The sequence below is a fragment of the Legionella sp. genome, from assembly GCF_965140895.1.
GTDB lineage: Bacteria > Pseudomonadota > Gammaproteobacteria > Legionellales > Legionellaceae > Legionella.
Genome location: NZ_CBCSKT010000019.1, coordinates 25,016 through 37,659, shown reverse-complemented (window position 1 = coordinate 37,659; position 12,644 = coordinate 25,016). Strand labels below are relative to the sequence as shown.

Here is a 12,644-nt window from a genome sequence, read left to right as displayed (position 1 = left end):
CTTAAAAGCTCAGCAAACACCGTTGCGCCACTGTCAATACAGGGCTTTACCGACCAGCCGAGATAGTTTGGGTTGCCAGCATCAGTCGGCCCTACAATAAATGCTCTAAACCATAAACTAACCTGTTTAAAGTCATAATTTTTTGACACGCCAAGACAATACCGGGCATAAAACAATTGCGACTGATACTGTCATCAGTAATAGAAAGAGTTTCTCCGGCATTACCAAAAATGACTTGCTGGCGAGCTAAGACTCCGGGTAAACGCAGCGAATGAATATTAATGTCACAATGGGTGCCGCCACGAGCGCCAGGAATTAATTCTTTTAAGTTTAACTGGTTCTTTGGGGCTTTCCTTGCGGCGGCAATCATTTCTGCGGTTTTTAATGCTGTACCGGAAGGTGCATCCAATTTTTGCTGGTGATGGGTTTCGACAATTTCTACTTCAGAAAAGTATTCTGCCGCTTTTGCTGCAAAAAGCATCATTAAAACGGCACTAATGGAAAAGTTAGGAGCAATAACGCCACCTAAACCTTGCTCTTCACATTTTATAGCTAACTCGTTTACTTGTTCTGGAAGTAACCCTGAGGTACCAATGATGGGACGAGCCCCATTATTGATAATGGTCAGGCTATTTTGATACACCGTATCTGCTCGCGTTAAATCAACCACAATCTGTGCTTGGGTATCATGAATTATTTGCGCTAAATTATCTTGTCGGCCAAGTTGAGCAACTAAGGTAAATTCAGGATGAGCGTTGAGCGTTTCACAAGCCAATGCCCCCATTTTACCACTGGCTCCATTTACGATAACACGAGTTAACATGGTATTCCTTATTGTTCAATGCGAATTATTGGTGAGGATTTTGGTATTAAGGATTCTTTTTTTTTGTGTCCTTATCCTCGGAGGGGTATTGGGTACGCCAAGCCCACACCGAGGCAAATGGCCAGCCAATTAGTGTTGCTTGCATTACCAAGGCAACGAAGGCACCTCCGGGATTATCATTCATAAGAAAAATAGTCCAGGGCAGAAAGGCACAAAAGAAAGCTATAAATAATCGTCTCATAGATATGCATAGTAGTTTCAATTTAAATTAATTATAGGCCGAATATTGGATTTTTTTCTACCCTGAGTTTTGATGTTTCTCTTGGAAAAAGACGAACTTACTTAGAGTACTTGCAAACAACCTTTAAACATTGTACATTGTGCGCTCATTCAGAAGGTGAATGAGCATATTATTTTCGAATAGAGCAACCAATTTCTAAAGGGTACACTGATGAGAAAACAGGAGCTGCACCCGCGCACCGCTGTTATTAATAAAACTCAAAAAAACCAGTCTAAAAAAGCACGCTCTGATGCGTTGTTATGGCTTGCGGCTAATTTTCCTGCTGCGTTTGATAATTCATTACGAATCCGTCCATTAAAGGCTGGGATTATGAATGATATTTTGCTGCATGCAGATAAAGCTGCTGAGGTTGGTATTTCTAAGAGTAAGCTCAGGGAGGCCGTAGTATTATTTACGCGTCGTCTTGACTATTTAGCCTGTTTGAAAGCACGTGAAATGCGCGTCGATTTGCAGGGTAATGAAGTAGCTGAGGTCAGTGCTGAAGAAGCAGATCATGCTGCTGCAAAGATTAAAAAACGAGTTGAAAAAAGCGTTCGCAATGCGCGCAAATTGATGGCAGAAAAAGGCACAACGCCATATAACTCAAACCAGCAACAGTCAAGCTATCAGCCGAAAACATCGAGCCAACAAGTTGCTTCAGATGATTATTTTCCTACGTATCCAGCTCGCTCGTATTCCGCACAAGCTTCAGCCCCGCCTGCGCGATCAGCGGTTGTTGTAAAACATAAAACAACACGTCAATATGATCCTGATGCAGTAGCACGTTTGAAAGAGAAGCTTGGCTTATCGCGAAGCCTTGAAGAAAAGAAAGAAGTAGTCGAATAAAACCACAGATTATCAAATAATGTAGCCTGGTTGCTGACAACCAGGTTTTCCTTAAACAGCAATCAAATCAGCTAGCAGTAAACGTAGTCTGATTCTTTAAGCAAGTTTCTGTGTTAAATCGCCAAGCACACGGCTACCGGTACAAAACATCGCAACTTTTAATTCATATTCAATCGTATGCATCTGCAAAAGGACTTGTTCTGTAGAGTCCATGGCTGCTTCAAGCATTGGTTTCGCATAACCGACCGTAGAAGCGCCCAACGCAAATAACTTCGCCGCATTTAAGCCATTAGCGACACCACCAGATCCCCAAATTTCAAAAGCAGGTTTTAATGCCGTAGCTTGCTGTACCGCAGTCACAGTATCAATGCCCCAATTTTTAAAGGTAATTGCTGCTTGATGACGTATAGGGTCTTGAGTTGCTCGGTGACCTTCAATGCGTCCCCAGTGCGTACCACCTAAGCCGCCTATGTCGAGTGCGGCAACACCGATATCAGTCAAGCGCTGCATGGTTTTTTGAGAAAAACCACAGCCTGTTTCTTTGATAATAATAGGTAAATGGAACTTTTTAACTAATTGTTCTAAAGCCTTCCAGCAGCCCTTATAATCCGTTGTGCCTTCGGGTTGCATGCATTCTTGCAATGGGTTGCAATGAATGATTAATGCATTTGCTTGTAATGCATCGGTTAAACGTTGAATGTCGGCAAGCGGGGTATTTATTAATTGGGCAATCCCTAAATTGCTGTATAACTGTACCTTTGGAAAACTCTGGCGTAGATGAGTCCATTCGAATGCCGCCTTAGGATCCATCAGTTCACGTCGTTGAGACCCAACGCCCATAGCCCAATTACTTTGCGAACAGGCTTCAACTAAATGATGGTTGATATGTTCTGCTCGGTGATGTCCTGCCGTCATTGAGCTTACTAGAAATGGTTTGGCGACAATTTGGCCAAATCGCATGCCCGCTATATTTATTTCATCAAAATTAAGATCGGGCAGGGCATCATGAACTAAATAAATGCTGTCAAATTTACTTAAGTCAGCGGTTTGGTTTTCATGCATTAGGGAAAGCTTAATGTGATCTTGTTTACGCTGCTCAAATTGTTCGTATTGATTGGCCATGAGTTACTACCTATAGTTACTGCGGTAATTGATTTAAAAGTTGTTGCATGGATATCGCCGCATTCGCCAGTTCTATACCTTTATGCCCGTGTTTTCCGCCTAATCTATCCCAAGCTTGCTCTTCATTTTCGGTTGTTAATAAGCCAAAAATGACTGGGATATCATATTTTAATGAAACGTTCATACAGCCCTCGCTAGCCATGTTGCAGACCAGATCATAGTGGCTGGTATCACCGCGAATAACGGAACCTAATGTTATTATTGATTGTACCGAATTAGACATCGCTAATCTTTTCGCGATCAAAGGAATTTCAATAGCACCAGGAACCTCATAGACACTAATATGTTCTTTTTCAATGCCGCGCTTTTGTAGCTGAGTAATTACGCCATCCTGTAAGTTCTGAGTTATGTGTCGATTGAACACGCCTACAATAATGGCAAGCGGAAATGATTCCACAATTGATAGGTCTTCTGTTACCTGTGCTGATTTTTGCATTATTCCTCTCTTCCTCAATGGGAATTTGTGTATTACTAAGAGCTGCAATGTACCTTTTTACCTTTATTTTTTCCAGTTATTTGCAGCGGGGGTGAACGCTAGTGTGCTATTTTAGTGCAATTGTCATGGATATCCAAGGCAATTGCAGAGGCAAATACAACAATGTCTAAGTTTAATGATTCAGGGGCTGCGGCCATGAGCGCATGGGCCATTTTACGGTTATAAGATTCTTTACGTAAACTTCCAACAATAACGGCAATTTTTTTGCTCATCATACGATTCCTTGTATTGGATTAATGGCGCAGGATCATTCAACCCGTTATTTTAGAGTATAGAGATGGGGCTTGCAAAAAAAAATGCAAAAAAAAACGCCCCGTTCACACTAAAATGTAACATTTTAAGTATGAACGGAGCGCTAGAAATAAGGTTTAAACTACTTCTACGTCTTCAGCCTGTGGTCCTTTTTGACCTTTGCTAGCTTTGAACATTACAGTTGCACCTTCGGCAAGAGTTTTGAACCCGCTACCTTGGATTGCACTGAAATGCACAAAATAATCTGTACCGCCACTTTCTAGAAATCCGAAACCTTTGGACTCATTAAACCATTTTACTGTACCGCGAATTTTTTCTGACATGATAATTTCCTAAATTGTTACCAGCCCATTGTAGCATTATTTTATTAATTGTGCTGTTTTTTTATTAAATATTTTTAAATTTTTTCAATTTAATATAAAAAAGCAGGTAATGCGCGCACATAATAGGGGATTTTTTCGGAAATATCTAACCTATAATCCAGGTTTAAGTAGTTCTTCACCATCATTTTTTTTGAGCGTCAAGAATATTGCCCCAGATAAAAACGTCAGAATTCCCAGCATTGCGAAGGTTTGATGGAGTGCTTTAAGCGATAATTGCTGATTAATTGTAAAAATACTAATAATAATGGCAGCGGCCGCAACCCCAAAACTTTGAGCTAATTGTTGAATGGTGCTCATAATACTGGTTGCCGCGCTCATATTGTCTTCGCTGACCTCGGCATAGGCTAAAGAATTCATTCCCGTATATTGCAGCGCAATTAAGAAACCATAAATAAAGGTAAGCAAGCTAATCTCATAAATTGATGAGGAAGCATTAATGAGGCACAAAGACCATAAGGCAATGCTAAGCAACATTGTATTTAAGATGAGTAATTTTTTATAGCCAAACAAACGAAGGATGTATACTGACATGGGTTTAACCAAAAACACCCCTAAGGCAATTGGTGTAAGTAAGAATCCTGATAGTTGTGAGGAATAACCTAAACCAATTTGCAAGAGTAGGGGCAGTAAAAAGGGAGTCCCTCCAAAGCTTAATCGAGCAAATAAGTTACTGCTGACGGCAACCGCAAAGGTGCGCAATTGCAGCAGTTCTACTTTAATAATGGGGTGCTTTTTATGGCGAGAATGTTTGATGTAGGCAACCAGCAAGATGGCTGCCAAAATAAGAACTACCAGAGTATGAGAGCGAGCAATGTCGGATTCGCTAAGCATAGATAAGCCAAAGGTAAGTAAGGCCAGGCCACTACCAAAAAGTACAAAGCCTAACTTATCCAACGGTGGAACCTGCCGGCATGGCATTAAAGGCAGGCGTTTATGGGAAAGATAGATGGCCAAGATGCCCGCAGGAATGTTGACCCAAAAGATCCAGCGCCAAGAGAAATGATAGGAAATGATCCCCCCTAATAAAGGGCCCAACATCATTCCTAATGCTGCGACCATCACGACCTGGCTCATTTTGGCAATGAGTTCATGGCGCTCAAAAGTGCGTAAAATAATAAGTCGGCCCACGGGCATCGTTAAGGAGCCACCCAGGCCTTGGATAACGCGTGCACAAATTAATTCGCCAAGACTTTGCGTGAACCCGCACCAGGCAGAACTTAAGGTAAATACACAAATAGCGGTGATGAATACTTTTTTAATACCATACTTATCGGCAATCCAGCCACTAATAGGGATGAAAATAGCAAGGCTTAGCAGATAGCTAATCAGGGCTAATTTCAAATCAATAGGGTTTACATTGAGGCTATGCGCCATGACAGGAATCGCTGTGTTAATAATCGTGGTATCAACAGCTTCCATAAACATGGCAAAAGAAACGATGAGTAGGATAATATTTCTTTTCATAAAATTCAGTATATCAGGGCATCTGAAATACGTCATCACTACTCTTATGCTACGGAAATTTGGCAATAACTTGTCGGTTGAACCCATGACCTAACATGGAGTTCCGATGTGGCTCAAGTCCTGAGATAAGTCATCTCGAACGAAGAAGAGGAACTTATTGAATGATATATCAAAGCAGCTAAGAACCATTCAACATATTTTTAATACCAGCTAAATGCGATTTAGCCAAGTTTTTTGAACGCTCTTCACAAGGCGCTACTTTTTTACCAAACCATTCCAGATACTCCGTGGGCAATTCCTCTAGAAATCGACTGGGCAGACAATCTTGCATTTCTCCAGCCTTACGTCGTTGATTTGCCAAGGTAAAACATAAACCCTTTTGCGCCCGAGTAATGCCTACGTAGGCTAAACGTCGTTCCTCTTCAATTTGGTCATCATCAATACTGACTCGATGCGGCAGCAATTCTTCCTCCATACCCACCAGGTACACAAAAGGAAATTCTAATCCTTTTGATGCATGGAGGGTCAAGAGCTGTATCGAATCATTATCTTCTTCATCAGATTGTTCCAAGATGTCAATTAAGATTAATTTGTTGATAACATCGGTTAAGGTATGTTCTGGTTTTTTTGCTAATAAACGGCCAACCCATTCCAATAACTCCCAGACATTATCCATCCGTTTTTGCGCTTTAGCGGGTGTGTCGCATTGTTCGTAGATATAGGCTTCATAGCCACTGTCTTCAACCATTTGCTTTAAATGTTCCACTATGGCATCGGATGAGGCAATGCGTTTTTTTATTTCTTCCATCCAGGATTTAAATTGCACTAAGGCCGCCCGTGGCTTTTCGGCGATACGTTCACTGAGTGCCAAATGATCCATTACCTTATAAAGACTAAGCCCACGGTTTTGTGCATAGTTCCCCAGAACATCGAGGCTTGCTTCCCCAATTCCTCGTTTAGGCGTATTGATGACTCTTAAGAAGGCGGCGTCATCCGCGTCATTACACAATAATTTTAAATAAGCGAAGATGTCTTTAATCTCTGCTTTGGCAAACCAGGATTGGCCACCGCTAATGTGATAGGGGACACCATAGTGGCGCAGTACTTTTTCAAAGATCCGTGATTGGTGATTGCCGCGATACAATATTGCATAGTCACCATACTCAGTTCTGGCTCGCATCTTATGGCTAATTAAATCTGCGATCACTTGCTCCGCTTCATCATTTTCATCTTTGCAACGAACTACTCGCAATAACTCGCCTTGCCCCAGATCACTCCACAATTTTTTATCAAAAAGATGCTGGTTATTCGCAATGAGATGATTTGCCGCATTTAATATAATGTTGGTTGATCGATAGTTTTGCTCTAATTTAATGATTTTTAACTGAGGATAATCTTCTTGCAATTGTTGTAAGTTTTCGGGTTTTGCTCCTCGCCAGGCATAGATGGACTGATCGTCATCGCCCACAACGGTAAATTGGGAACGCAGGCCGGTGAGTAGTTTGACCAAAAGATATTGACTGGTATTTGAATCTTGATATTCATCGACCAATAAATGGCGAATTTTATTTTGCCAATATTCGCGAACCGCAGGATGTTCTTTTAATAAGGTTACTGGAAGGCGAATTAAATCATCAAAATCAACTGCATTGTATGCTTTCAAGGCTTGTTGATAGCGCGGATAGAGTACGGCTGCTTCAGCATACAAAAGGGCATCAGAAGGATTGCGCAACACTTCCTCTGGAGTAAGTAGATCATTCTTCCAGCGCGAGATACGTTGTTGAACCTGCATCAGAAATTCACGCTCAGTTGCCTTATTGGCAGGCAAAAAGCTGCGTAATATTTGTAAGCAATCTTCGCTATCAAAGATGGAGAAGCCTTTTTTTAGGTCACATAAAGCCAGGTTGCGCTTAATCATGCTTAAACCTAAAGTATGGAAGGTGGCAATTTTTAATCCCCGCCGATTTGCGGCAGGAAGAACTGCGGCCACCCGAGCACGCATTTCACTGGCTGCTTTGTTGGTGAATGTTACAGCACATACACTATTGGCCGCATACCCACACGCATTAATTAAGTAGCCTATCTTCTGCGTGATGACTCGTGTTTTGCCGCTACCTGCTCCTGCAAGAACTAATAACGGCCCGTCTATATAATTTACGGCCGCCATTTGTTGGCTATTTAGCATCTTTCTGGTTCTCGCTCAAAAAGAGCGATTATTGCTTCTCTGACAGGATGAATCAATAATTAATTCATCGAGCGCTCTACGTCAAACTCTTCTTCTGTGTCAATTTCAATAAATTGTTGTCGTGCATCCAATGACTTAGGTTCTTCAACCTCCTCTATACCTAAAATGACTTTATCTAAGGTTTTAATAATTGGTATTAGTATGTTTTTATCAATCATGATAAGTCCTCTCTTTTTTATGTGGGATCCTTTTAATCATAGTTCACTGTAGGAATTTCTCCACTAAAAAAGAATAAAAATAGTGTTAAGATTATTCTCATTTCCATACAGAAAAGCGGAGTTTGTCTATGGCTTATTTGGGTTATGGGGAAAATTAAGATAGAATATCAAGGTAATAATGTCTTTGAGTTTGTTATGAAAGAATCCGATACCCTGCAACGCTTTATTTTTGAACACGCCAATATTCGTGGTGAAATAGTACACATTGAACAAACCTATCAAGCGATTATGGCGCAACGTAATTATCCGCCTATGGTTAAGAACTTGTTGGGTGAGGCCATTGTTTCCTGCTTATTACTTGCATCCAGCATTAAATTTGAAGGTAGTTTGAATTTACAATTTCAAGGGGACAAGCGTCTGTCTTTGCTCTTGGTTCAATGTGATCATGAGTTGAATGTAAGGGCTTTTGCTCGTTTTGAAGAGTCTTTGGAAACTGAGGATTATGCTAAAGCATTCCTGAGTGGACAGATGGTGATGACAATTAATCAAGATAATCAAACCAACTCCTACCAAAGTATGGTGCCTTTACAGTCCACATCAATGAGTGAAAATTTAATGAATTATTTCGCTCAATCCGAACAAATATCTACACGTGTTTGGCTTGCGGTGAATGAAAATGCTGCTGCCGGGATGTTATTGCAATTAATGCCAGGGCAAGATACGGTGCAACGAGAGCAGTTCTGGGAGTATGCGGTACAACTAGGGCAAACCGTAAGTGAAGAAGAATTGTTAACTTTAGATAACCAAACGCTACTGTATCGCCTATATAATGAAACAGAGGTACGCGTTTTTGACAGTCGTCGTACCCAATTTCAATGCCGTTGCAGTTTGGAGAAAATGCGGCAGGTTATTAATATCCTTGGCGAGAAAGAGGCTCAGGAGTTATTAGAAGAGCAGGGCAAAATAGATATTCGGTGTGATTTTTGTAACCAGGAATATCTCTTCGATGCGATTGATGTAACCATGCTATTTCATAAATAGGCGTAGCTCCTGGTTGCACGCAACCAAGTATCTATTACTATATTATTGTAATGTTAATTTTATCGAAGACAATAGATTACAATCTGTTTGAATTAACTGCACACATTGCCCACGCATTGCCCGCAAGATTTGTTGTAAGTTAATAAATTGCTCACTAAGTTCGATGTAAAGCTCGGAGGACGGTTTGGCCTCCAATTCACTCACGCTTAAATAAGCTGCCTGCCCCATTTCTGAAAAATAACTGAGACTGACGTGGCGTTGCTTGGCAATTCCAGGAAAAAGACCACAGAATAATAAGCTTTTATCACCGACATCACGCAGATGTTGTGTTTTTATGGGGCGGGGTTTATGGACCGACTCTAAAAAGTCGAGAGCAATAACTGATTCAATGAGCTTAGTTCCTTGAGAAAAACGCATTAATAAAAACACTAAATAACTTTCGGTGTTTTCATTGAGTACAAGCCGAGTTGCAGCTTGAGCCTCATTAACCAAGGCATGCCATTGGCTAATATCAGTCGGATGTAAAATTAATGGTTGCATATAGCCCCCGTTTTAAGCGCTCACACTACTAGTCTAGCAAAGCTTCAGTATTTATGTGTATTTTAAGACAAATCAGTAGTTTTTATTTTACATGTGGCTAAACATAGGCCCGGATAGTCTATTGAATTTAGCTTTATTAACGTGCCGGATAGGTTTTAGTTGCCTATTGATGTATAATGTCGAATCTATGAACAAATACATTGTTTTTTCCTTTAAAGGCTATTTATGATTGAACAGATTCGCAATATTGCCATCATTGCACACGTAGACCATGGCAAAACCACCCTTGTTGATAAACTTTTACAACAAACAGGTACTCTTAATGAACGCGCACCTAAAGTCGAGCGCGTTATGGATTCTAATGCTTTGGAAAAAGAACGAGGCATTACTATTTTAGCTAAAAACACGTGTGTGTATTGGAATGATCATCAAATTAATATTGTTGACACCCCAGGACATGCGGACTTCGGTGGTGAAGTTGAGCGAATTCTGTCGATGGTAGACAGTGTGTTGTTGTTGGTTGATGCGGTAGATGGCCCTATGCCACAAACCCGTTTCGTAACGCAAAAAGCATTTGCGCGTGGATTAAATCCAATCGTTGTGATCAATAAAATTGACCGCCCTGGAGCACGCCCTGACTGGGTTATGGATCAAGTGTTTGATTTATTTGACAATCTTGGCGCAACAGATGAGCAGTTAGATTTCCCAGTTGTTTATGCTTCTGCATTAAATGGTTATGCGAAGCTGAATCTTGAAGATGAAGCTACGGACATGAGTGCTTTACTGCAAACCATTATTGATAAAGTTCAGGCTCCACAAGTGGATGCTGAAGGCCCATTCCAAATGCAAATCAGTTCTTTGGATTATTCATCTTATGTAGGAACTATTGGTATTGGCCGTATTACTCGTGGTCAAATTAAAGCTAAGTCGCCTGTGAAAATCATGGATAAAGAAGGCAACATTCGTACTGGTCGTTTATTACAGCTCTTAGGCTTTAGAGGCTTGGAACGTGTTGAGATTGAAGAGGCAAGTGCCGGTGATATCGTAGCGATTACGGGTATCGAAGGCTTGAAAATTTCTGATACAGTTTGCGATCCATCCATGGTTGAAGGTTTACCAGCACTTTCAGTTGACGAACCAACTATCAGCATGACCTTTCAGGTAAATGATTCGCCTTTTGTCGGTCAAGAAGGTAAATTTGTTACCTCACGTAAAATTCGTGAGCGTTTGGATACTGAATTATTACACAATGTGGCCCTACGCGTTGAAGACTGCGAGGATCCGGATAAATTCCGTGTTTCAGGCCGTGGAGAATTGCATTTATCTATTCTGATTGAAACCATGCGTCGTGAAGGCTATGAGCTTGCAATCAGTAAGCCGGAAGTAATTCTGCATGAAGTTGATGGCGAACAACAAGAGCCTTATGAGCGTTTAACCGTTGATGTGGAAGAAAACCATCAAGGGGCAATCATGGAAAAGTTGGGTGAGCGCCGTGGTGAAATGCAAGATATGGTTCCGGATGGAAAAGGGCGAGTACGCTTGGACTACATCATACCAACTCGTGGCCTTATTGGTTTCCATAGCGAGTTTTTATCTGCTACTTCCGGTACTGGCTTGATGTATCACGTGTATGATCATTACGGTCCTGCGTATAAAGGACGAATTGGTAAGCGTGTGAATGGTGTATTAATCGCCAATTGCCAAGGGGCTGCACGTGCTTTTGCCTTGTTTAACTTACAAGAGCGCGGACGTTTATTTGTCGAACACCAAACACCTTGTTACGAAGGTATGGTGGTTGGTATTCATGCCCGTGATAATGATCTGGTAGTGAATGTGACTAAAGAAAAACAATTAACCAACATGCGGGCTTCAGGTACTGATGAAAATATTATTCTAACGCCACCAATCAGATTAACATTGGAACAAGCATTGGAATTTATTGATGAAGATGAATTGGTTGAAGTAACTCCTAATTCAATCCGTATTCGTAAAAAATCGCTGAAAGAACATGATCGCAAAAAAGCATCTCGAGCAAACAGTGACGAATAAAACTAGATTTAAGCGTGTGATTTTATATGCACGCCAACATCGTGCAAACCCAGGGGTTAACGACAGCTTAAATCGCTTGGTTGAGTTTTTGGAAAGCCAAAAGGTCAGCGTCTATCAAGACGTTGATACTTTGCTGGGTTTTGATGTGCAATTACCGGTCTTAACTAAAAATGAGATGGGTGAAAAAAACGATTTGATCATTGTGATTGGCGGGGATGGTAGTTTGATTTCCGCCGCTCGCATGGCGACGAAAGTAAATACGCCGGTTATCGGAATCAACCGTGGTCGCCTGGGCTTTTTGACTGATATTTTACCTCATGATATTGAACGCCAGCTTAGTGCGGTATTGGCGGGACAATATAGAGAAGAAAAACGTTTCTTATTGCATACTCGGATCTATGATGATAACGAGACTTATTTTGAAGGTGATGCCGTAAATGACGTGGTTTTATCACGCGGTAATGAAACACATTTAATCGAATTCTCCGTATACGTAAATGAGCAGTTGGTTAGTCATTATCGCTCTGATGGTATGATTTTATCGACCCCCACGGGTTCTACTGCCTATGCCTTATCTGCCGGTGGGCCAATTATGCATCCTGAATTGAATGCAATTGTGCTGGTGCCGATGTTTTCACACAGTCTAAGTTCACGTCCCTTGGTCGTTGATGGTGAATCAAAAATTGAATTACACATTAATGAAAGCAATGAGACAGATCTGTGTGTAAGTTGTGATGGGCATCAGTCGCGTATGGTGAAATCAGGACAGCGAGTTGCGATTCAAAAAGACGCACATCAGTTACGATTGCTGCATCCTCTTGATTATCATTACTATGATACATTACGATCCAAGCTTGGTTGGGAATCCACACATCAGGGATAAAT

13 protein-coding genes are annotated in these 12,644 nt (G+C 41.1%); 4 read left to right on the top strand and 9 right to left on the bottom strand.

Annotated elements, in window-relative coordinates; all coding sequences use genetic code 11:
* Positions 1 to 91 precede the first annotated feature (91 nt).
* Complete coding sequence (dapB, locus tag ACQY7T_RS02530; protein ID WP_428411142.1) at positions 92 to 823, bottom strand: 4-hydroxy-tetrahydrodipicolinate reductase; 732 nt, start codon at positions 821 to 823, stop codon at positions 92 to 94.
* A gap of 451 nt (positions 824 to 1,274) precedes the next feature.
* Here dapB and ACQY7T_RS02525 point away from each other — a divergent pair, with 451 nt between their 5' ends.
* Positions 1,275 to 1,949, top strand: a complete 675-nt coding sequence (locus ACQY7T_RS02525) for a ProQ/FinO family protein (protein ID WP_428411141.1) — start codon at positions 1,275 to 1,277, stop codon at positions 1,947 to 1,949.
* Between the two features lie 96 nt (positions 1,950 to 2,045).
* Here ACQY7T_RS02525 and fni read toward each other — a convergent pair whose 3' ends face one another.
* From fni to ACQY7T_RS02490, 7 genes are all read right to left on the bottom strand, one after another.
* Positions 2,046 to 3,071 carry a type 2 isopentenyl-diphosphate Delta-isomerase gene (fni, locus tag ACQY7T_RS02520; protein ID WP_428411140.1) on the bottom strand — a complete coding sequence of 342 codons (1,026 nt, stop codon included), beginning with the start codon at positions 3,069 to 3,071 and terminating at the stop codon, positions 2,046 to 2,048.
* Positions 3,072 to 3,087: 16 nt separating this feature from the next.
* Complete coding sequence (gene ribH / locus ACQY7T_RS02515; RefSeq protein ID WP_428411139.1) at positions 3,088 to 3,567, bottom strand: 6,7-dimethyl-8-ribityllumazine synthase; 480 nt, start codon at positions 3,565 to 3,567, stop codon at positions 3,088 to 3,090.
* Between the two features lie 98 nt (positions 3,568 to 3,665).
* A complete protein-coding gene (locus tag ACQY7T_RS02510) occupies positions 3,666 to 3,842 on the bottom strand; it encodes an NAD(P)H-dependent oxidoreductase (protein ID WP_428411138.1) in 177 nt (58 codons plus the stop codon).
* A gap of 153 nt (positions 3,843 to 3,995) precedes the next feature.
* A complete protein-coding gene (locus ACQY7T_RS02505) occupies positions 3,996 to 4,202 on the bottom strand; it encodes a cold-shock protein (protein ID WP_058534402.1) in 207 nt (68 codons plus the stop codon).
* 150 nt (positions 4,203 to 4,352) lie between these two features.
* Positions 4,353 to 5,726 (bottom strand): DHA2 family efflux MFS transporter permease subunit, encoded by a 1,374-nt coding sequence (locus ACQY7T_RS02500; RefSeq protein WP_428411137.1) that lies wholly within the window; start codon positions 5,724 to 5,726, stop codon positions 4,353 to 4,355.
* 178 nt (positions 5,727 to 5,904) lie between these two features.
* A complete protein-coding gene (locus ACQY7T_RS02495; RefSeq protein ID WP_428411136.1) occupies positions 5,905 to 7,911 on the bottom strand; it encodes a UvrD-helicase domain-containing protein in 2,007 nt (668 codons plus the stop codon).
* Between the two features lie 59 nt (positions 7,912 to 7,970).
* Positions 7,971 to 8,129 (bottom strand): hypothetical protein, encoded by a 159-nt coding sequence (locus ACQY7T_RS02490; protein WP_252579836.1) that lies wholly within the window; start codon positions 8,127 to 8,129, stop codon positions 7,971 to 7,973.
* Between the two features lie 195 nt (positions 8,130 to 8,324).
* Here ACQY7T_RS02490 and hslO point away from each other — a divergent pair, with 195 nt between their 5' ends.
* The gene (gene hslO / locus ACQY7T_RS02485) at positions 8,325 to 9,170 is read left to right on the top strand and encodes an Hsp33 family molecular chaperone HslO (RefSeq protein ID WP_428411180.1); all 846 of its coding nucleotides are present in this window, start codon (positions 8,325 to 8,327) and stop codon (positions 9,168 to 9,170) included.
* Positions 9,171 to 9,212: 42 nt separating this feature from the next.
* Here the strand turns inward: hslO and ACQY7T_RS02480 are convergent, their stop codons facing one another.
* The gene (locus ACQY7T_RS02480; protein ID WP_428411135.1) at positions 9,213 to 9,710 is read right to left on the bottom strand and encodes a hypothetical protein; all 498 of its coding nucleotides are present in this window, start codon (positions 9,708 to 9,710) and stop codon (positions 9,213 to 9,215) included.
* 225 nt (positions 9,711 to 9,935) lie between these two features.
* On the opposite strand from ACQY7T_RS02480, the gene typA reads away from it, so the two are divergent.
* Together typA and ACQY7T_RS02470 are read left to right on the top strand one after the other, a co-directional pair.
* Positions 9,936 to 11,759 (top strand): translational GTPase TypA, encoded by a 1,824-nt coding sequence (gene typA / locus ACQY7T_RS02475; protein WP_428411134.1) that lies wholly within the window; start codon positions 9,936 to 9,938, stop codon positions 11,757 to 11,759.
* Entirely contained in the window at positions 11,719 to 12,642 is a 924-nt protein-coding gene (locus tag ACQY7T_RS02470; RefSeq protein WP_428411133.1) for an NAD(+) kinase, read from the top strand. Before typA ends, ACQY7T_RS02470 begins: the two co-directional genes overlap by 41 nt.
* The last annotated feature ends 2 nt before the right edge of the window (positions 12,643 to 12,644 follow it).